This window comes from Stenomitos frigidus ULC18, from assembly GCF_003003795.1.
GTDB classification, from domain to species: domain Bacteria; phylum Cyanobacteriota; class Cyanobacteriia; order Leptolyngbyales; family Leptolyngbyaceae; genus Stenomitos; species Stenomitos frigidus_A.
Genome location: NZ_PVWK01000159.1, coordinates 92,937 through 112,508, shown reverse-complemented (window position 1 = coordinate 112,508; position 19,572 = coordinate 92,937). Strand labels below are relative to the sequence as shown.

Annotated in this window: 21 protein-coding genes; 19 read left to right on the top strand and 2 right to left on the bottom strand. The window is 53.1% G+C overall.

Features of this window, described 5'->3' with window-relative positions:
* Positions 1-62: 62 nt before the first annotated feature.
* Positions 63-878: a glycoside hydrolase family 19 protein gene (locus C7B82_RS30140; protein WP_219904767.1), complete on the bottom strand. Its 816-nt coding sequence runs from the start codon at positions 876-878 to the stop codon at positions 63-65.
* 273 nt (positions 879-1,151) lie between these two features.
* Between C7B82_RS30140 and C7B82_RS35335 the strand changes: the two genes are divergently transcribed.
* From C7B82_RS35335 to C7B82_RS30085, 11 genes are all read left to right on the top strand, one after another.
* Positions 1,152-1,289, top strand: a complete 138-nt coding sequence (locus tag C7B82_RS35335; protein WP_245940163.1) for a DUF4926 domain-containing protein — start codon at positions 1,152-1,154, stop codon at positions 1,287-1,289.
* A gap of 194 nt (positions 1,290-1,483) precedes the next feature.
* Positions 1,484-5,836, top strand: coding sequence for a CHAT domain-containing protein (locus C7B82_RS30125; RefSeq protein WP_106260933.1), 4,353 nt, complete (start codon positions 1,484-1,486; stop codon positions 5,834-5,836).
* A gap of 20 nt (positions 5,837-5,856) precedes the next feature.
* Positions 5,857-6,099 (top strand): hypothetical protein, encoded by a 243-nt coding sequence (locus tag C7B82_RS30120; RefSeq protein ID WP_106260932.1) that lies wholly within the window; start codon positions 5,857-5,859, stop codon positions 6,097-6,099.
* A gap of 262 nt (positions 6,100-6,361) precedes the next feature.
* Positions 6,362-6,526, top strand: a complete 165-nt coding sequence (locus tag C7B82_RS32860) for a hypothetical protein (protein WP_181357789.1) — start codon at positions 6,362-6,364, stop codon at positions 6,524-6,526.
* Positions 6,527-6,641: 115 nt separating this feature from the next.
* Positions 6,642-7,823 carry a M20 family metallopeptidase gene (locus tag C7B82_RS30115; RefSeq protein ID WP_106260930.1) on the top strand — a complete coding sequence of 394 codons (1,182 nt, stop codon included), beginning with the start codon at positions 6,642-6,644 and terminating at the stop codon, positions 7,821-7,823.
* Positions 7,824-8,165: 342 nt separating this feature from the next.
* A complete protein-coding gene (locus C7B82_RS30110; RefSeq protein ID WP_106260929.1) occupies positions 8,166-8,423 on the top strand; it encodes a hypothetical protein in 258 nt (85 codons plus the stop codon).
* A 134-nt stretch (positions 8,424-8,557) separates the two neighbouring features.
* A complete protein-coding gene (locus tag C7B82_RS30105; RefSeq protein WP_106260973.1) occupies positions 8,558-10,390 on the top strand; it encodes a glycosyltransferase family 2 protein in 1,833 nt (610 codons plus the stop codon).
* Between the two features lie 77 nt (positions 10,391-10,467).
* A complete protein-coding gene (hisB, locus tag C7B82_RS30100) occupies positions 10,468-11,190 on the top strand; it encodes an imidazoleglycerol-phosphate dehydratase HisB (protein ID WP_339375271.1) in 723 nt (240 codons plus the stop codon).
* Between the two features lie 126 nt (positions 11,191-11,316).
* Complete coding sequence (bcp, locus tag C7B82_RS30095) at positions 11,317-11,775, top strand: thioredoxin-dependent thiol peroxidase (RefSeq protein WP_106260927.1); 459 nt, start codon at positions 11,317-11,319, stop codon at positions 11,773-11,775.
* Positions 11,776-11,855: 80 nt separating this feature from the next.
* On the top strand, positions 11,856-12,311 hold the full coding sequence (locus C7B82_RS30090) for an NUDIX domain-containing protein (protein ID WP_106260970.1): 456 nt from the start codon (positions 11,856-11,858) through the stop codon (positions 12,309-12,311).
* Positions 12,312-12,490: 179 nt separating this feature from the next.
* A complete protein-coding gene (locus tag C7B82_RS30085; RefSeq protein ID WP_106260926.1) occupies positions 12,491-13,309 on the top strand; it encodes an alpha/beta fold hydrolase in 819 nt (272 codons plus the stop codon).
* An 18-nt stretch (positions 13,310-13,327) separates the two neighbouring features.
* On the opposite strand, the gene C7B82_RS30080 is transcribed toward C7B82_RS30085, so the two are convergent.
* On the bottom strand, positions 13,328-14,116 hold the full coding sequence (locus C7B82_RS30080; protein WP_106260924.1) for a pantothenate kinase: 789 nt from the start codon (positions 14,114-14,116) through the stop codon (positions 13,328-13,330).
* 5 nt (positions 14,117-14,121) lie between these two features.
* Here C7B82_RS30080 and C7B82_RS31750 point away from each other — a divergent pair, with 5 nt between their 5' ends.
* The 8 genes from C7B82_RS31750 to C7B82_RS30045 all read left to right on the top strand — a co-directional run bounded on the left by C7B82_RS31750 (position 14,122) and on the right by C7B82_RS30045 (position 19,523).
* Entirely contained in the window at positions 14,122-14,301 is a 180-nt protein-coding gene (locus tag C7B82_RS31750; protein WP_146141316.1) for a hypothetical protein, read from the top strand.
* A 325-nt stretch (positions 14,302-14,626) separates the two neighbouring features.
* Positions 14,627-15,037, top strand: a complete 411-nt coding sequence (locus C7B82_RS30075; protein WP_106260923.1) for a hypothetical protein — start codon at positions 14,627-14,629, stop codon at positions 15,035-15,037.
* 1 nt (position 15,038) lies between these two features.
* Entirely contained in the window at positions 15,039-17,912 is a 2,874-nt protein-coding gene (locus tag C7B82_RS30070; protein WP_106260921.1) for a hypothetical protein, read from the top strand.
* A 62-nt stretch (positions 17,913-17,974) separates the two neighbouring features.
* Complete coding sequence (locus tag C7B82_RS30065) at positions 17,975-18,217, top strand: hypothetical protein (protein WP_106260919.1); 243 nt, start codon at positions 17,975-17,977, stop codon at positions 18,215-18,217.
* Positions 18,210-18,470 (top strand): type II toxin-antitoxin system RelE family toxin, encoded by a 261-nt coding sequence (locus C7B82_RS30060; RefSeq protein ID WP_106260918.1) that lies wholly within the window; start codon positions 18,210-18,212, stop codon positions 18,468-18,470. The genes C7B82_RS30065 and C7B82_RS30060 overlap by 8 nt, the downstream gene beginning before the upstream one ends.
* A 258-nt stretch (positions 18,471-18,728) precedes the next feature.
* A complete protein-coding gene (locus tag C7B82_RS30055) occupies positions 18,729-18,944 on the top strand; it encodes a hypothetical protein (protein WP_106260916.1) in 216 nt (71 codons plus the stop codon).
* Positions 18,944-19,204, top strand: coding sequence for a type II toxin-antitoxin system RelE family toxin (locus C7B82_RS30050; RefSeq protein WP_106260914.1), 261 nt, complete (start codon positions 18,944-18,946; stop codon positions 19,202-19,204). Before C7B82_RS30055 ends, C7B82_RS30050 begins: the two co-directional genes overlap by 1 nt.
* Positions 19,205-19,301: 97 nt before the next feature.
* A complete protein-coding gene (locus tag C7B82_RS30045) occupies positions 19,302-19,523 on the top strand; it encodes a hypothetical protein (protein WP_106260912.1) in 222 nt (73 codons plus the stop codon).
* Positions 19,524-19,572: the final 49 nt, after the last annotated feature.

Genomic DNA, 19,572 nt, shown 5'->3' with positions numbered 1-19,572 from the left:
TTCCCAAACAATGGGCTGGTTCAACTAGGATCTCTATCGTTGCTCACCTTGAGGCACAAATATTAATTTTGGCTCTTAGCTTTGCTTGATTGCATGCCGAGCGCCTTTTTCGCGGCTTGAAGTAACTGAATGCGATCGTCTAGCCCGTTGTAGCCACCATTCACTATTTTAGTAACAGTTCTCACATCATCTTTATCCGCATCCCCATTAAGTTGGTTTGTAGACCAAAACCAACCCGCACTGAGAGCCGCTAATTCTGGATCAGCGAGCCTCTGGGGATGGTGAATCAAATCAACCCCTAACGCTTTGCTAGCAGCAGCGTAATTGGTTCTGCCCACAAGCTGGATTAACCCTCTGGGCTTGTATTTCACGCCATCGCCGCGTTGGGTATTGCCAAGATCTTTCCGTCCTTCGTAGTCGGCCCCAGATCGAGACGCTTCAAGCGCTGTAAAGCGATCGGATTCATGCGCAATCTGCGCTAACAAATGGGCTTGTCGGAGACGAGTATTAACGCCAAATTTTGCCATCGCTTGATTGAGATGGGGCACCAGTTGCCTCAATTGCTGCGGGTTCGCTTCAGGAGCCATCTGCATTAACTGCTCAACGGTTACAGGTAGGGTGACGGCTTGAGGCTCTGGAGTATTCGTTGACCCAAATTGCGGTGATAAAGCGTTTGATGTTAATGGAGACGCTTTGGGCGTTAACAAAGATGGAGTCCACTGAGCGATGAGCGATCGCAGTTCATATCCTCCAATCAGTACCAGGAGCGAGATGACCGTGGCTCGTGCGATCGCAAGGGGCGATACAAGCCTGTTTCGAGGCAATACCGAGATTGCCTTTGGCGCATTGTGTGTCTTTGGCACACTACTCTTTGGCATCGTTCTGTTGATTACCTCTGAGATGGGTCGATTGACGCCAACAACCCCTACTGGATTGTTGGCATCGGCTGCTTCATATGGGCAGTAGCCGCTTCTAAATTACCCCGCGCCAAGTCTATCATTGCCTGAACACACCCTGGCATTCGTGAGTGCCCAGCCCTACCTGATCAGTCAGGAGAAACCGATGAAACGACCAATTAAGCTGCTGGATATCGTTGCCCTGATTGAGGCTTTGCCTGAGTTGAAACTCGATCGGGGCAGGTTGGGACGATCGTGGAGGTCTATGAACCAGAATCTTTTGAGGTTGAGTTTAGTGATGCTCAAGGTCGAGCCTATGCACTGGAAACGCTCAAGGCAAACCAACTGATGGTGCTACATCATCAGCCAATCGACGACAAGGTTTTGCTTTAGGGATACTGGGCGATCGCGGCTGCGCTAGGATGACGCGCGCTCTACTCTGCGTTAGGTATCCCATATCGTCCAGCTCATTGCTCTGAATGGGCATGCCTTGTGGATGGCATCAAACTCCAAACTGGCAGAAGAAGCTTTCCCGAATCTGGTGAATGCGTGTGTAGGCTATTAATATCAGCTAGAGGAAACAGCCGATGCCGTCGCCCATCTTCCTGTCGCACTCCACCAACGACTACGCTGCGGTCACACGGTTGCGTCAGCTGCTGGAACTCCACGGTCAACTGCCCTGGGTCGATTCTCGCGAGTTGGGCGGCGGTGATGATCTGGGCGATCGTATCGCCGCCAGCATCCGCACAGCCCGCCACTTTCTGGTGCTGATCAGTATCGACGCCCTCAGTTCAGACTGGGTGCAGTGGGAGTTGACGCTGGCTCAGGAAACGGCAAAGCACCGCACCGATGGCTATAAGGTGATTTCCGTGGTGCTGCCGGGAGTGCCACTGGGACTGCTCAAGCCCTTTTTTCCTGGAGAGCCGCTGCATATTCGGGTGAAGGACGGGCCGAATGGGCTGGATGAGGCAATGCCGGACATCTTTGCGGCTCTGGGCGAGCAGTTACCCAACCATGATTGGGTGGCGGGAAGTCCGATTCTGGTGGAGCCGGTGGAAGAACTGCTGTTAGCCTTCACCGACCCCCAGATGACCGAGCAGGATGGCGTGCGCCGGGCCACGGCCACCGCTGAACTGACCTATATTCCGGCAGATAACAGCCGCGCCATTACCAGTCGGCGCTATCGCTTCACGGCACCGCTGGGTGCGGTAGAACTGGGAGACATTCGCTGGTATATCGAGCGCTATTACCAGTGGCCGACTGGAGTCTTTAAGGATCGGGCGATTAAGACCGAACAGTCCCTGCCGCAGTGGGGGCAAGCGCTCTACCGGGCGGCAGTCAGTGCCGATTCGGCACGGGAGGCGCTGGAAGCGTGGCGGCGGGCAACGGGGAGCCGTCGGTTTTCGGTGCAGGTGGATGGGTCACCGATGGAAGGCACTCCAGAAGACGAGGCGGCGCGGTTTCGGGAAGCAGCCAGCGACCTGCTCTCCTTGCCCTGGGAGATCTTGCATGACGGCACGGGCTACCTGTCCCAGGGGGCGAGAGCGGTGCGGGTGCGGCGGCGGTTGCCCAACCGCAAGTCCACGACGACGCTAAAGACAGCGTTGCCGATTCGGGTGTTGCTGGTCAGCCCCCGCCCGGAGGTGGATGAACAGGGCAACCCCGTGGGCTATCTGGATCACCGGAGCAGTGCCCTGCCCCTGGTGCAGGCGGTGGAGAACCTGGGGGAGAGCCTGGTCAAGGTCGATATCCTGCAGCCGCCCACCTTTACCGCCATGAAGGCGGCGCTGCAACGCGCCCGAGACGCGAACGACCCCTACGAAATCGTCCATTTTGACGGGCACGGGGTGTATGACCGCCGGGTGGGGTTGGGGGCGCTCTGCTTTGAAGACCCGCGCGACAGCCGGAAGCTGGGCCAACGATTGCTGCAACGGGTCTATGCCAACGAGCTGGCCACGGAACTACGGGAGTATGGGGTGCCGCTGGTGGTTCTGGATGCCTGCCAGACTGCCCAGGCTAAGGACGACCCCCAGGCATCGGTGGCGGCACGGCTGCTGGAGGAAGGGGTGGGGTCGGTGGTGGCGATGAGCCACTCGGTGCTGGTGGAAACGGCGCGGCGGTTTGTGGAGGCGTTTTATACCCGACTGGCTGAGGGCAAGCGGGTGGGGGATGCCATGCTGGCCGGGCAGGCAGCCCTCTATGGCGACGCCTATCGGTTCCCGGTGATAGGTGCTGGCGATTTGCAGTTGCAGGACTGGTTTGTGCCCGTGCTGTACCAGGAGAAGGACGACCCGCAACTGTTTACCGTGTTGCCGGGGGAAGCTGCTGCTCGTCTGGATGCCGATCGGCGACAGGTGATGCTGGGCCGCCTGCCCGACCCCCCAGACCACTCCTTCACTGGGCGCAGTCGCACCCTGCTGCACCTGGAGCGGCTGCTGGAGCAGGAGACGTATGCGGTGATTCGGGGCAGTGGCGGCATGGGCAAAACGGCGCTGGCGGTGGAGCTGGTGCGCTGGCTGGTCCGGTCGGGCAGGTTTCAACGATCGGCCTTTGTCAGTGTGGAGCCCCAGAATGTGCAGGATGTGCAGGGGGTACTGGATGCGATCGGTCGCCAGTTAGTGCCCAACTACACGGTGGCGAGCTATGGCAACGACTGGGATAAAGCCCTCCAGCCCGTGGAGCGGGCGCTGCAGGAGTTCCCGACGGTAATTTTGCTGGATAACCTGGAAAGTGTGCTGCCGGATGCTGCGGGCAACAACCCGGCGGGGGTTGCCGATGTCACCCAGTTGCTGGCGCTCTGTCAGCGGTTGCGGGCGGCGGATCGGCGCTGTCGGCTGCTGTTTACCAGCCGGGAACGCCTGCCCCAGCCCTTTGCGGGCGAGAAGAACACCGTGGCACTAGGACGGCTGAGCGAACAGGAAGCCATTCAACTGGTGCAGCAGGTGATGGCACAGCAAAACTGGACACCCCCCACTACCGACAACGCCACCACCCCAGAAGAGATCAGCGAACTGGTGCAAACCGTCAACTGCCACCCCCGTGCCCTGGTGCTGCTCGCCCGAGAAGTCGCCCACGGCGTGCGGGCCACGACGCAAAACCTGGCCCAGATGATGGCAGGGCTGGAGCGTCAGCACCCCGGAGACCGGGAAAACTCCCTTTATGCCAGTTTGGAACTGTCCCTGCGGCGGTTGCCTGATGACGTGCGAGAGCGGGTGAACCGACTGGCGGTGGTGCACGGTGGGGCTCATCTGTTTGTTTTAAGTGAAGTCATGGGACTGGAAATGGACAGCGCTGAAGCAGTCGCTCAACGTCTAATTGACGTAGGCATGGCAGAAGCACAGGAATACAGCTACCTCAGGCTGGACCCGGCATTGCCCGCCTACCTGAGCCGGGTCCAACCGCCGGAGCAGGTAGCGGCATTGACCGATACCTGGGCAACGGCGATGGCACAACTGGTCGCGTTTCTCTACCAGCAACGGTCTCAGGACAGCCGACTGGCTTTCCGATTGACCCTGCTGGAACTGCCCAACCTGCTGGCTCTGCTGGACTGGCTGGGGCAGCGGCTGGCGGCAGACCCGACGACGGCGGAACAGACCGCCAATACCGCTGGCAGCATTGAGCAACTGCTGGCGACCCTGAACCGCCCCGCGGCACTGGTGCGGGCGGTGGCGCTGCGGGAGCGAGCAGCGGCCGCCATTCCCGCCTGGGGCACCGCCCGGTTTGAGCATGAGCGGTTGCAGATTGAGCGCTTGCTGGACCAGGGGCAGTTGCAGCCCGCCTATGACAAAGCCCAGGCCCTGCTGGCAACCGCCCAGGCGGCAGGCCCCACCGCCTACCCGGGGGCAGATTACGATCTGGCTGGAGCGCACTTCTGGCTGGGTCGAATGCTGGAAAGGGGCGGACAGGCGGCGGCGGCACTGGAGCAGTTTACGGCAGCCCAGCAGCAGTTTGAGGCGCTGGGTGAACGGGGAGGCCGCATGGCATCCGTGACCCTGGCGGCACAGGCGGATTGCCTGACGGCGCTGGGGCGGCTGGAGGCGGCGGCTGGGAAGTATGAGGAACGCATTAAACGGGGTGAAAAGCTGGGGGATGTCCGGGGAGTGGCGGTGGGCAAAATTCAACTGTCCACGGTGCGGAGAATGCAGGGGCGGTATGCCGAGGCTATCACGGGGTATGAAGCCGCCCGCACCCTGTTTGAACAGCAGCAGGAACCCCAATTAGTCGCGACCGCCTGGCACCAGATCGGCATGGTGCATCAGGATTCGGGGCAGTACGACGCGGCGGAAGCTGCCTACCGCCAGTCCCTGGAGATCAAGACGCAGCGGGGCGATCGGTCGGGGCAGGCGAGTAGTTTGACTCAGTTGGGGAATCTTTACAGGCTCTTGAGTCGTTTGGAAGACGCTGTCACTTTTTACCGCCAGGCTGCTGATATTTACGTGGTGCTGGAAGACCTGCGGCATGAAGGGGTAGTGCGCAACAACATTGCTGATACGCTGCATCGGCTCAAGCGCTACGAGGACGCACGGGTCGAAATCCGGCGGGCGATCGAGCTTGGGTGGGCTGAAATCTGGAAATCCTTCGCCATTCTGCACCAGATCGAAGCCGCCACGGGCAACGCCGCCGCCGCCCAGACCGCCCGGCAGCAGGCGCGGGATGCCTACCTCGCCTATCGGCAGCAGGGGGGGTACGCGCAGTATAACGGTGGCAAACTGGTGGATCAGGTTCTGGGTCTGCTGGCGCAGCAGCAATCTGATCAAGTCCAGGTGTTGTTTGAGCAACTGATCAATGATCCGAATACACCGAACTATCTCAAACAGTTGATACCAGCGGTGATCGCTATCCTCAACGGCTCCCGCGACCCGTTGCTGGCAGAGGATCCTGCCCTTGATTACGATGATGCGGCAGAGATTCTCTTCCTGCTCCAGCGGTTGGGGGCGTAGCGGGCGATCAGTTCTCCGTTGTGGGCGATCAGTTCTCCGTTGTGGGCGATCAGTTCTCCGTTGCTGGCGATCGGTGCTTCGTGGCAAACGATCAGTTCTCCGTTGCGAGCGATCGGTGCTTCGTGGCGGACGATCGGTGCTTCGTGGCGGACGATCGGTGCTTCGTGGCGGACGATCGGTGCTTCGTGGCGAGCGATCAGTGCTTCGTTGCGGGCGATCGCCCCCTCAAGAAAACGAATCGAGCAATCGAGAAAGCGAATTGACTCATCGAGAGAACAGATTGGCTCCTTAAGGAAACGAATTGGCCCATTGAGAAACCGAATTGACCCATCGAGAAACCGAATCGACTCGTCAAGAGAAAGAATTGACCCGTCGATATGAAGTAATGGTAAACTCTGCGTCTCTCTATACCTCTATTTGCGGCTTCTGGTTAAAGAGTCTCTAAAGATAGCCACTCGTTCATTTATCTTGAGCTGCGATTGGGCGTCCTCACCTTGTCCAGCTCAATCGTCAGGGAATCGAACCATGATCACTCAAAACACCAATAACCGCTTAAGTCCCAGCATCCTAAATTCAGATCAAGACATCTTTCAGGCCTTGCAGACCATTCCGTGCGGCAGAAAAAAGCGGCATAGTCCTCGCATTCGTGCAATCTTGCCCAATGCCAACGGCATCAATTCGGCTAACTAAAACGGCAAGTCGCTACATACGGAGCAAGCAACAGGGGGTTGGCTATGACACTGTTCAACGTTCAGAACTTTGTAACAATCCGTATCATAGAGGTAACGCCTAACACAATGGATTCATGCTTGCCCAAATCAAAGCTCTTGCCGAAAGCCTCGCTCCACGGCTGATTAAAATTCGGCGTCACCTGCATAGCCATCCTGAACTCAGTGGGCAAGAACACCAAACAGCCGCATACGTCGCAGGAGTGCTCTCATCCTGTGGGCTGCAGGTGAAAGAAGGGGTGGGCAAAGTGGGTGTGGTCGGCGAACTAGCGGGTCAAGGGGCTGAGACTCGACTACTGGCAATCCGCACTGATATGGATGCCTTACCCATTCGTGAGCATACCGAATTAGCATTCGCGTCGCGACAACCTGGAGTGATGCATGCCTGCGGTCACGATGTGCATACGACGGTTGGTTTAGGAACAGCGATGGTGCTCGCGCAACTGGGGCAAGCCCTACCGGGAGCCGTTCGCTTCCTATTCCAACCCGCAGAAGAAATTGCTCAAGGCGCTGTCTGGATGGTTCAAGACGGTGTCATGGATGCGGTGACTGGTATCTTGTCGCTGCATGTGCTGCCATCCATTCCTGCAGGAGTTGTCGGGATTCGCTATGGTGCGCTCACTGCCGCTGCTGATGATCTGGAAATTACTATTTTGGGAGAGTCGGGTCACGGAGCACGACCGCATGAGGCGATCGATGCCATTTGGATTGCCTCTCAGGTGATTACAACGCTGCAGCAGGCGATTAGTCGTACGCAAAATCCACTGCATCCGGTTGTGCTGACGATCGGGCAAATCAACGGTGGCCGTGCACCGAACGTCATTGCCGATCAGGTGCATCTTTTGGGAACCGTGCGATCGCTCCACCCCGAAACGAGCGCTGCCCTGCCCGCCTGGATTGAACAGATTGTGGCGCATCTTTGTCAGACCTATGGAGCTACGTACAAGCTCAACTATCGACGTGGTACGCCTTCGGTGCAAAATGATCTGGTGCTGACCCAACTCCTGGAAGCGTCGGCTGAAGCAACCTTGGGTTCACAGAGCATTCAGATTATTCACGAACCGTCTCTCGGTGCAGAAGACTTTGCAGTCTATTTGCAACATGCTCCCGGCAGTATGTTTCGTCTCGGCGTTGGTTTTACAGATAGACACAACTATCCCCTCCATCACCCGCAGTTTGAGGTCGATGAAACGGCGATCGTGGCTGGTGTGACAACACTTGCCTATGCTGCCTACCAATACTGGCAGTCTTCACCGTAGAAAGGTGAGGGGTGAGGGGTGAGGGGCAGGGGTTAAAAGTTTTGAGTTTTGAGTTTTGAGTTTTGAGTTTTGAGTTTTGAGTTTTGAGTTGACGGAAAAGGGTGGGCAGTGCACACAATTTTTCAAAGCACCTCGCTGCAAGATCTGTGGGCAGTGTCTACAATCTGTGGCTTATTCAGAGAAAACGGTTGTAATAGCTGACGGCTGATAGCTGACGGCTAAAACGGTGTTGGTGTATGAGGGATTCTACTGGTAATCAGAAGCCTGAATCTGTCCAGCGATGGATTGGGAATGCGTGCCAGTTCGTTACACATAGACAGAGACCGCATTATCTAAACAAACATGGCAGCAACCAAACCGCTAAAAGGGTTAGAGTTAGTCGATTGTGCTAGAGCCAACGCGAAGCAGGGAGCGGAAACAGCGGCTGAGCTTTGCGGCTATGGTGCCGATCTCAACACGTTCAAACAGTCGGTGCAGCAGGCCTGCGAGTCGATGGGCGTTGAATTTCACGAACTTAGCGACCTCATTACCGATCAGCAGCGAATGTTGAGTCTGGGTGAAGGCGAAATCGTTGCGCCTGATTCCCCATCGGATCTTTAGGCCTTCTCTAGGGCGTGACATTCTGTAGGGCGAGACATGTAACGTCCCTAAAAAGCGCTTGTCACTGATGGAATTAGCAGATAGGGTTGGGAAGCGTCTCGTCCTAGATGTCTGACCTTCGATACAATCACGTTATGAGCGACTCTAATCCTCTCGGTTTCGTTAGCACAAAGCTTGGCAAGCTCTTCAAGGTCTGGCGCGAACGCAATACGCTGGGACTGCTGCAGTTTCTCTATCGTCGCAGTATGGAGAAGCTCCGCGGGCGCATGAGCTACCAGAAATGGGTGGCTCACGATCGTCTGACTCCAGCCGATATCCTTGCTGCCAAACGGGCGATCGAGCAGTGGTCTGTACGTCCGAAATTTTCGGTCATCATGCCCGTTTATAACGTCGAGGCAAACTGGCTTGAAAAAGCGATTCAATCCGTTCGGAACCAAATTTATCCCGATTGGGAACTGTGCATTGCCGATGACGCTTCGCCCAAGCCCCACATCAAGCGCATCCTTAGCCACTACAGCCAGATTGATCCTCGCATCAAGGTCGTTTTTCGTCCCGAAAATGGTCAGATTGTGGCTGCCAGCAATGATGCCTTAGCCTTAGCGACCGGCGATTATATAGCACTACTTGACCATGACGACGAACTGGCCGTCAATGCGCTGTTCGAGAATGCCAAGCTCATTAATGAGTATCCTGATGCCGACTTCATCTACAGCGATGAAGACAAACTAAATACGAAAGGCAAGCGGCTCGATCCATTCTTCAAGCCCGATTGGTCGCCGGACTACTTTCACGCCTGTATGTACACCTGTCATTTGGGCGTCTATCGTACCAGCCTCATCCGCGCGATCGGTGGTTTTCGCGCAGGCTTCGATGGCGCTCAGGACTATGATCTGGTGCTACGTGTCGTTGAAAAGACCCGATCGATTTATCACATTCCCAAAATTCTTTATCACTGGCGAGTCATTCCTGCTTCGGTGACAGCGGGTGGAGAGCAGGCAAAACCCTGGGCGTATACCGCAGCGCGTGCAGCGCTAGAAGATATGCTGGCACGCAGCCGCTATCCCGGTTTAGTGGAAGCAGTCCCTAAACGACCCGGCTTTTGGCGCGTTCGTCGGCATCTTTTGGGTGAACCGTTAATTAGCATCATCATTCCCAGTGCTGGCAAGGCTGTGATGACATCAGATCAACCGATCGTGGCGCTAGAAAACTGTCTGCGTAGTCTGCAAGAACGCAGTACCTACCGCAATTTTGAGGTGGTCTTAGTCGATGGCTACGACATTCCAGACGACATTCTGGCAACCGTCAAGCAAGTCTTTGACGGTGAGGCGGCGCCTCATCTGCACTTGGTGCGTTGCAAAGAGCCGTTTAACTTTGCCCACCGCATTAACCAGGGTGCCGCCAACGCCAACGGACAATTTTTGCTGCTGCTAAACGATGATACAGAAGTCCTCACGCCGGATTGGTTGGAGTCGATGCTGGAGTTTGCCCAGCAGCAGGACATTGGCGCGGTCGGTGCCAAGCTGCTCTATCCTGATGGCAAAATTCAGCACGGAGGGGTCATGGTGCTGGGAGGCAATCCTGGTCACGCTTACCACGGTTTTGATGGTGATCATCCCGGTTACTATTGCTCTAACCTCGTGAATCGCAATTATCTGGCAGTGACGGCTGCTTGCCTGATGATTCGTCAAGACATTTTCCAGCAGGTTGGCGGCATGGACGAAATTTTTCCGCTCAACTATAACGACGTGGACTTTTGTTTGAAGGTGCATCAGGCTGGCTATCGCAATGTGGTGACGCCGTATGTGCAGTTAATTCATTACGAGTCGATTAGCCGGAAGGCGGGACTGCAACCCAATGAGTGGGAAACGTTGAACCAGAAGTGGAAGCGCTATTTCACCAAACTCAACGGCGATCCGTACTACAATCCCAACTTGTCGCATCGATCGGTCACCTTTGAACTCTTTTGATTGCAGTGATTGATTCTCTGTCGTCACTTTCAATTGCAGCAGGGGTCAAGAGTCATAAGCGAGGAGTGTAAGTAGGATTGCTATGGCGATCGGCTCTCTGTTGGATGAACGATCGCGCGATCGCCGATAATAAAACTGTTGCCTTTGAGCGTGCAAGTTTCATGCAGACCAGCGATCGTCTTACAAACCTGACTCAAAACCTGACTTTTCCTAACCGTACCGCGACCGTCAGCCGCAAGACGGGCGAAACGGATGTGCAGGTAACGCTGAACCTGGATGGCACTGGGCAATGTACTGCCAACACCGGGATTCCCTTTCTCAATCACATGCTGCATCAGATTTCCTCTCATGGACTGATCGACCTGAACGTGCAAGCAACGGGTGACATTGAGATTGACGACCATCACACCAATGAAGATGTGGGCATTACGCTGGGAATGGCCTTGGCAAAAGCGTTGGGCGATCGCAAAGGCATTGTTCGCTTCGGTCATTTTATTGCGCCTCTGGACGAAGCGCTCATTCAAGTCGCGCTCGATTTTTCAGGTCGTCCGCATCTCAGCTACGGATTAGAGATTCCGACTCAGCGTGTGGGCACCTACGATACGCAACTGGTGCGAGAGTTCTTCGTGGCGATCGTGAACCATTCCCAGATGACGCTCCACATCCGTCAACTCGATGGCATCAACTCGCACCATATTATTGAAGCAACGTTCAAGGCACTGGCGCGATCGCTCCGCATGGCAGCCGAAATCGACCCCAGACGTGCACATACAATTCCCAGTTCTAAAGGGGTGTTGTAGGAAAGACTAAGGGCTAAAGGGTGAAGGCTTAATTTTTTAGTCTTTAGCCCTTAGCCTTTCCCAAGCTAGACAGATTGTAAAGAAGCACTTAACATCCAATAGTAATGGCTTAGTTAATAACGCATTATGGCTCTTAGTATTGGTGATCCTGCTCCTACGTTCAGCTTGCCGGATGGCAAAGGTAACATCATTAACCTGGCTGGTTTGCAAGGCAAGCGGGTAGTGTTGTACTTCTATCCCCGTGACAACACTCCTGGCTGCACTAAAGAAGCCTGTGGTTTTCGAGACGCTTATGCCGACTTTCAAGGCAAAGATGTGGTGGTTCTTGGGGTCAGTACGGATGATGCCAAATCGCACGAAAAGTTTACGGCTAAGTTTGAGCTGCCGTTTCCGCTGCTGATCGATGAGGGTGGGCAGGTTGCCACCGCCTATGAGAGCTATGGGCTCAAGAAGTTTATGGGCAAAGAATACATTGGAGTGAGCCGCGCCACATTTGTCATTGCTCCAGATGGTACGATCGAGCAGATCTATAAAAAAGTTAAGCCCGAGTCCCATGCGAAAGAGATTCTGGCGACGCTTGACTGATCGGATAGCAATGACACTCATCGCCAGTGGCGCGGCTTCTGGTTGTCAAGGGAAACTTTTTTAAGCCTGCGATTTTACCTATGCGTCGGTTATGGCATTTTGGACAAGCTGTATTGGGCATCCTGTTCCGGCATCCGGTAATGGGTACAAGCATCATTCCAATTCTGCCCGACGGGCGTATTGTGCTGGTTCAGCGCCGTGATAACGGTCAGTGGGGCTTACCAGGCGGCATGGTTGATTGGGGCGAAGACATCCCTACCACGGTCTATCGAGAGCTGACAGAAGAAACGGGGCTTGAGGTTGCCAAGATCTGCCGTTTAGTGGGCGTCTATTCTTCACCCGATCGCGATCCTCGCATTCACTCGATCTGTGTTGTGGTTGAAGTAGAGGCAAAGGGCACGATGCACATCAGCGACCCGATGGAAGTGCTTGATGTGCAAGCGTTCTCCCGCACTGATTTGCCGCTCGGTCGGCTGTCTCACGATCACGATCGCCAACTTCAGGATTACCTCAACGGACAGACAACCCTGGCATAGAGAGCGAGAAACGAAGAAACCGGGTTTGTGGACCTAGCCTGGATGCTGGAACGGCAATTTTTGTGGAGAAACCCAGTTTCTGTGCCGTAGGGACGTTACCTGTAACGTCCCTACTTCTAAAAGGGGCGATCGCCGTTTAGTATTAACTCAAACTCACATCTACATTTTCCTTCTTCAGGATGGCTTTACCGCTCAGAAATGCTCGCATCAGGTTACCGCAAGGACAGATTTTCTGGCGTGAAGTGGGTCAGGGGAGCACGATTATCTTTTTGCATGGTTCCTGGGAAGACAGCGGTCAATGGCTTCCAGTGATTGAGCGGCTGAGTGCAGATTATCATTGCCTTGCGCCCGATTTGCTTGGGTTTGGTGAATCAGAACAACCCAACGTTCATTACGCCATTGATCTAGAGGTTGCGTGTCTGGCCGAGCACCTAGACGCGCTAAGGTTGCGGCGGGTGTATTTGGTGGGGCATTCGTTGGGCGGTTGGATTGCGGTGAGCTATGCGCTGAAGTATCTTGAGCAAGTCGAAGGGGTGGTTTTGTTGGCACCCGAAGGCGTTGAGGGCGTGGGCTTGAGACGGCGTTGGTGGAAGGCAAGGCTGTTGAAGCTTTTGGTGGTGGGATGGGTGCTGCGATCGCTCCACTCGTTACGGAAAATTCTCAAGCTCCGCAGCCTGGAGCAACTGCTGCAAAAACGACGACAACTACTCGACTGCCCGGTTGCCTGCAAGCTGCTCTTTCAACGACGACGGGCAGAACTTCGCTCAGAACAACTCCAGGAACAGTTGAAATGGCTCAAAGTACCCGTGTTGGTGCTGCAAGGTGCACAAGACACTCCTATTGCCAGGCTTTTGAATCAAACCTATGCGCAATTGGCTCCTGACGCAGCACTCCAACGCTTGCCCAGCACTAGTAGCCAACTGCTCGAAACCCAACCGGATGCAGTCGCTCAAGCGATTCGGGGGTTTGTGGAGGAAAGGCTAAAGGATGAAGGATGAAGGCTAAAAACTTATCTTTTAGCCTTCATCCTTTAGCCTTTCCCCCCTCACCTTCCGCATGCCCCAAAAAATCAAATTGGGCTCGATGGTGATCTGCCTTGCTAGAGCAGGTGCGTAGGCTGTGAGGTAGCTGTGCAGACGATCGCTGTCTCCGCCTCGCAGCATCACTGGGCTGTCTGGAAACTGCTGCCACCAGTCATCTACAAAGGCTTGCAGTCCTGCCAGTAGGGTGTAAAGGATGCCACTGGCGATCGCGTCGGCTGTGTTTGCTGCCCAGCGGGGTGGTAAGGGATGCTGCACTGTAAGGTTTGCCGTGCCCATGTCAGGCAAGGCAGCGGTTGCCTGGTTGAGGGACTGGAACTGGAGCCTTAATCCTGGCAGAATAGCGCCACCCACTAGGCGATCGCCAGCGGCTCCAGTCAAGGTCAACGCGGTGCCTGCATCGATGAGAAGCACGGGACTGCCAACGGTGTCGATCGCACCCCAGACTGCCAGAGCGCGATCGATTCCCAGTGTGGGATACAGCCCTTGCAGCAGCACTTGTTCTAAGGTGATGACGTGCGCTGACGGATACGCCTGCCATAGCTGGCTTTGCTGCGGGACGACTGACGCAATGTAGAGAGGAGCGTTTGGGGTGAGGCTGGCGAGGCACTGCTGCGCATCGGTGGCAGAGAAATGAGGGGTGTTCCAGGTGTGTTGCAGGTCGTTGCCTGTGAACTGTGCCCAATGGAGGCGCGAGTTGCCGATCGACAGTGCCAACCACGAATCAGAAGACGAGATGGCTGGAGCATGGCCGATCGGTTGCATAACGCTTGCCTGAAAAGGGGTCATTAAACGAAGACTGGCTGCGCGAGTGGAGAGAAACCGGGTTTCTGGCAACACCTGAATACACAACGGCAACGGCTGGCCAGAAACCCGGTTTCTGGAGGCAACGTTCCGGTTTGAAATGGGGCGCTTCTGATTTTAAGGGGCGATCGCCGCCTTTGAAGTGAGAACAGTTCTGTTTCAAGTAGCATCGTTCCGGTTTGAAACGAGAACACTCCTATTTGAAACGATAGCGTTGCGGTTTGAAATGAGAACAGTCCGGTTTGAAGTGAGAACGTTCCTGCTCTGAGGTCGAACGATCGCACTTGAAACAGAAACAGTGCCACTTGAAACAAGAACGATGTCCTTCCAAACTACAACGATGCGGTTCGGAAGGACATTGGTGACAGATGAGACTCAGCCGATCGCAGTTTTACTCTCAAGGGTGAATGTTTCTGAAACCAGAGAGAATCTGGTGTAGAAAAGAGATACCCTTTGCAGAGAGAGTTTGCTATGGAACCTGTAACCGTCCTCACCGCTGGCGCGATCGCCAAAATTGCCTTTGAAGAATTTGCCAAAGCAGGCGGCGGCGAACTGGCGAAAAAATCGGTGGGTGGCGCGATCGACCTGATGAAAACCCTGCGCGACAAGATTCAAGCCAAATTTCAAGGCAATGCCAAAGCGGAAACGGCGATCGCGGCGGTTGAAACTGAAAACTCCGAAGCCGCATTGACCAAGCTAGAGGTCTACCTGGACGATGCGATGACCGACGACCCGGAATTTGCCACTCAAATCCGGCAGGTTGCCCAACAGATTGTTAACATCCAGAATCAGAGTGTCTCGACGCGAGACTATACCAACTACGGTCGCGACCAAATCAACATCGAGACTATCCAGGGCAACCCTAAAATTGGCGGTTCGTGACATGACGCGACAGTATCGGAACGATGGACGCGATCAGATCCCCATTGAGAATGTACATGGCAATGTCTACATTCAAGAAGGTTCTCGACCGACCCGATCGCGCAGTGAATCCCTGTTGCTGCAAGCAGTCAAGCAGGAAGTGATCTCGCGGCTCGACCAATCGCTGCACAATGCCGTGTTCATTAACCTGGGCAAGCAGTCTCAACCGCAACAGGTGAAGCGCCCCTGGGATGCGGAGATCAAAATTGGCTCGAAATCGCCCCAACCGTTGCCAGCGGAGACAAGCATTTTGGAGGTGTTCGATCGCCCCGGCATTGACGGCAGGCTGCTAGTTTTGGGTGAACCAGGGGCAGGCAAAACGACGACGATGCTGGACTTGGCAAAGGGGCTGTGCGATCGAGCCGAGCAAGACCCAACCGCATTCATCCCCGTGCTGCTAAACCTGTCTTCATGGAAAGACCCGAAGCAGACAATGACCGCGTGGTTAGTGGAGGAACTGAAGTCAAAATACGGGGTGCGAAAAGACATCGGCACAAAATGGCTAGCAGAAAAGCAGCTTTTACCCCTGCTGGATGGACTGGATGAAGTAAAACCAGAGCATCAGGAAGGCTGTGTGCAGGCAATTAACCACTGGCTGGAGAGCGACGATCGACCCCTCTCGTTAGCGGTGTGCTGTCGGCGAGAAGAATACGAAAAAGTCGTGCGGGGTCAGTGGCAAGCGGAGGCAGAGGAAGCACCCGACGAAACCCGAATGCACCTGAACGGAGCCATTTTGCTGCAAACCCTCACCGACGAGCAAATTCAGGCGTATTTAACTGCGCTGAAGCAACCACATTTATGGCAGACGATGCAGAGCGATGAAGCTTTGCTGGAGTTAATCCGAACACCTCTATTTCTGTCGATCATCGGGTTGAGCGTTATAGAGCAGAAATTCTCTTTTGCAGATTGGCGCTCGCTGACTTCTAGAGAAGCACAGTTACAGTACTTGTTTGATGTCTTCTGGATAGCGGCAATCAGTCGAGTTCTTGTGGAACCAAAACTCATAACACAGGGCATTTACAGTAAGTCCTATGGAAAAATCAAGCCGCCGAGTACGAAACAAATACGTCACTGGTTGATATTTCTGGCGCAGCAGCTACAGCATGAGTCACAAATCGAGTTTTTAATTGAGAAGATACAACCCAACTGGCTTAGATCTGGAACTAAGCAGTGGCTGTTCCGAATTAGCTCTTGGTTATTATGTGGATTACTAATTGGGTTAGTGCTTGGACCATTTTGGAGTTTAGAACTATCACTATACGCAAAAATCTTTAATCCTAACCAACTCGGATTACCATTTCCAGGAGACTTGGTTTCAGAAGATTTGAAACTGATGTGGCAAGAAAATATGTCAAAAATTAGTGCACTGCATAAGATTTACGAGGATCTAACACTATCTAAATGGCTTTTCTTGGAGTTAACTCACGGAATACTGCCTGGAATTGTTTATGGATTAATTGGAGCAGTTATTTTTGGTTGTCGTCAACGCATTGAGGAAGCAATCAACGCCAAGAAGCTGTTTCAAAAACTGCTATCTAGCACCAGTATATTTATACTGGTTGGCGGATTAATGAGTGGCGTGATTTACAGATTGACCGTATCTTTGTTTTTACCAAGCGCAATTGTAGAATTGAAATATTATTTCATTTTTATGGTTTTCTATACGCTGCTAGGAGGCATAGTTTACGGATTAACTATTTTAATAACAAATAAACTAAAAAAATATTTTTGGAGAAGATCCTTTTCGACTATCTTTGGTATCTTTTTTTCTGTTGTTGGACTTGTAAGCTGGTTGATCTCAGTATTTCTGGGTACAGCTACAGCTTTGATTTTGTTTAAAGCAACACTGTTCAATGCATTAACATTTGGGTTATCTAGTGGACTCTTTAACGGACTGTTTTTTGGAATAATTAGTTTGCCTATTTTTGTAACAGCTAGTCTGGTAAGCGATTTCATAAGGGAGGAAATAAGCTTTAATCAAGAACCTCAGTATGCAGTCTTCAAAGTTGGAGTTTTTTCTATAATTGGTGGCATCGCTAGTGGGTTGATTAACGGACTAGCTTTAGAATTGGCTAATTGGGTGAGGGTGGATTTTTTTCTTGCTTCATCTGTTGTAGGTAATACAATACTATACGGCTTAGTTGGCGCGTTAATCTATGGATTAATTTATGCTCTGTCTTCTGAGGAAAAAGATAAGATACGACCAATTGAAACTCTTCAATGGTCTAAACATAGGGCACGAAGTGGAATGGTAACTGGTATGCGCTACGGATTGCTTACCTGGTTAGTTCTAAGCCCAATAAGCTTCTACGCTGTTAATTTATACAAAGGCTCTAATTCCGCGCTAGTTTTATCACTATTTTCTGGATTTACTCATTTATTGGTTGGTGGGGCTATTGGTGGAATAGTTACAGGTTTTCGTGGTCCTGATGTCAATCAAAGACTTGTTCCAAATCAAGGTATTCTTCAGTCAGCAATCAACTCAAGAATTTTTACACTTACAGGCTTATTGACCGGACTAATGATTAGTTTGCTTTTAACAAGCTACAACTTTTTTTGGAAATATGGTTTGTCAGCGGACGAGCCTTTAGAAGCTCTGATTGATAGCTTATTTTATGGGGTTCTTGTTGGGTTGGTATGTGGAGTTATTCCAGGTATCGCCTGTATTCAGCACGTCATACTGCGTCTTCTTTTTATGTGGAGTGGATGTGCTCCCTGGAACTATGCCCGCTTTCTCGACTACTGTACTGAGCGTCTCTTCCTTCAGCGCGTCGGTGGGCACTATCGGTTTATCCACAAGTCCTTGCAGGAGCATTTTGCGGCAATGAGGGAGTAGGGAGTGGGGAGTAGGGAGTGAGGTAGAAGTAGACTAATAAGAGAGTCAGCGAGAATGGTTGTATGGATTCAGCAGGCAACACAGCAGAGATGCGGCATCGCATCGATCGCTACTTAGAGCAGCTTTCACCGACGCGACTTCAGCTTGCCGCCGACTTTTTGGCAGCTTTAGCCGAAAAAGATAGTGAAGATGCAACCCAGGAACTACTCGACATACCAGGGTTTATCGACTCCTTTGAAAAAGGCAGGCAAGATCTTGCTGAAGGACGCATAGCCGACTGGAGAACCATTCGCTCTGATGTATGAAGTCGTTTTATCGCACGAAGCGCAGCGAATTTATGCTTCAGCAGAGCCAGCTTTAGCGAAAAAGATTGCACGCTGTCTGGAACAACTCCAACAGACTCCTCGAACCCATCCGAATATTAAAGCTTTAAAGGGACGACTAGCCGGATATTACCACTATCGACTTGGTGACCATCGCCTTGTTTACTCGTTCAATGATGAAACAAAACGAGTGCTTGTCGTGACGATCGCTCATCGCAAAGAAGTATACGAGTGACACGCATTACCCTCCATTCCCTGGAACTATGCCCGCTTTCTCGACTACTGCACCGTTCACGCAGTGTGTGCAACGCACGTAGCGTCTCCTCCTTCAGCGCGTCGGTGGGCGCTATCGGTTTATCCACAAGTCCTTGCAGGAGCATTTTGCGAGGATGGGGGAATAGAGTGTGGGGTGTGGGGTGTGGGGTGTAGGGAGTGGAGTAGAAGTCCGTCAGGTTAGACTAATACATAGTCCTAGAGCGTAGGGATAGTTGCAATGCAAGTGAAAGATTTGACCACTGAAGAACTCAAGGCGTTGATTCGAGAAACTGTGATGGAGACGCTAGAAGAGTTGCTTGATGACCCCGACGAAGGAAAAGAAGTTCGACCGGAAATCAAACAACAACTGCTTGAGTCATTACAACGGACACGCTCTGGAGAACGCGGCATTCCAGCAGAAGATGTTGCTAAAAGACTGGGCTTAACCTGGTAATGGCTTATCGAGTTGAGTTCAAGACAGAAGCGCTGGCTGAAATAGAACGACTCAGCCCCACAAATCAAGAACGAGTGCTTCGCAAAATTCGCTGGCTTGGTGATCACTTTGAGCAACTGACGCCGCAGGCTCTCACAGGTAATTTAAGCGGTTTGTTTAAACTGAGAATTGGCGATTATCGATCGCTCTACTCATTCAATGATGAAACTGAGCTGATCACCATTCATCGTATCGGGCATCGCAGTGGAATTTACCTCTAAGCCTGTAGACGTTTTGACCAGCCCCATGTGTCATTTTGCGAGAATGGGGAAGTAGGGATCGGGGAGTAAGATGGGTTTAGCACGTTGGAGCAGTGTTATGGTTCCTGTAGAATTTCAGGCAAAGGTCGAGAACGGGGTGATTGTGGTGCCTGAGGAGTACAAACAATCACTGGCAGAAGCGAACACAGTTAAAGTTACTGTGCTAAAGCCAGTGCAGAAAAAGACTCCCAGACCAGACATCATGGATGAGTTGGCGCAAAACCCGGTTTCAGTGCCAGGGATTCGTTCCATAACCCGTGATGAAATGCACGAGCGGTAACGGCTATATTCTGGAGGCTTTCATGGGCTCGGTTCCCCAAGATTGGGAG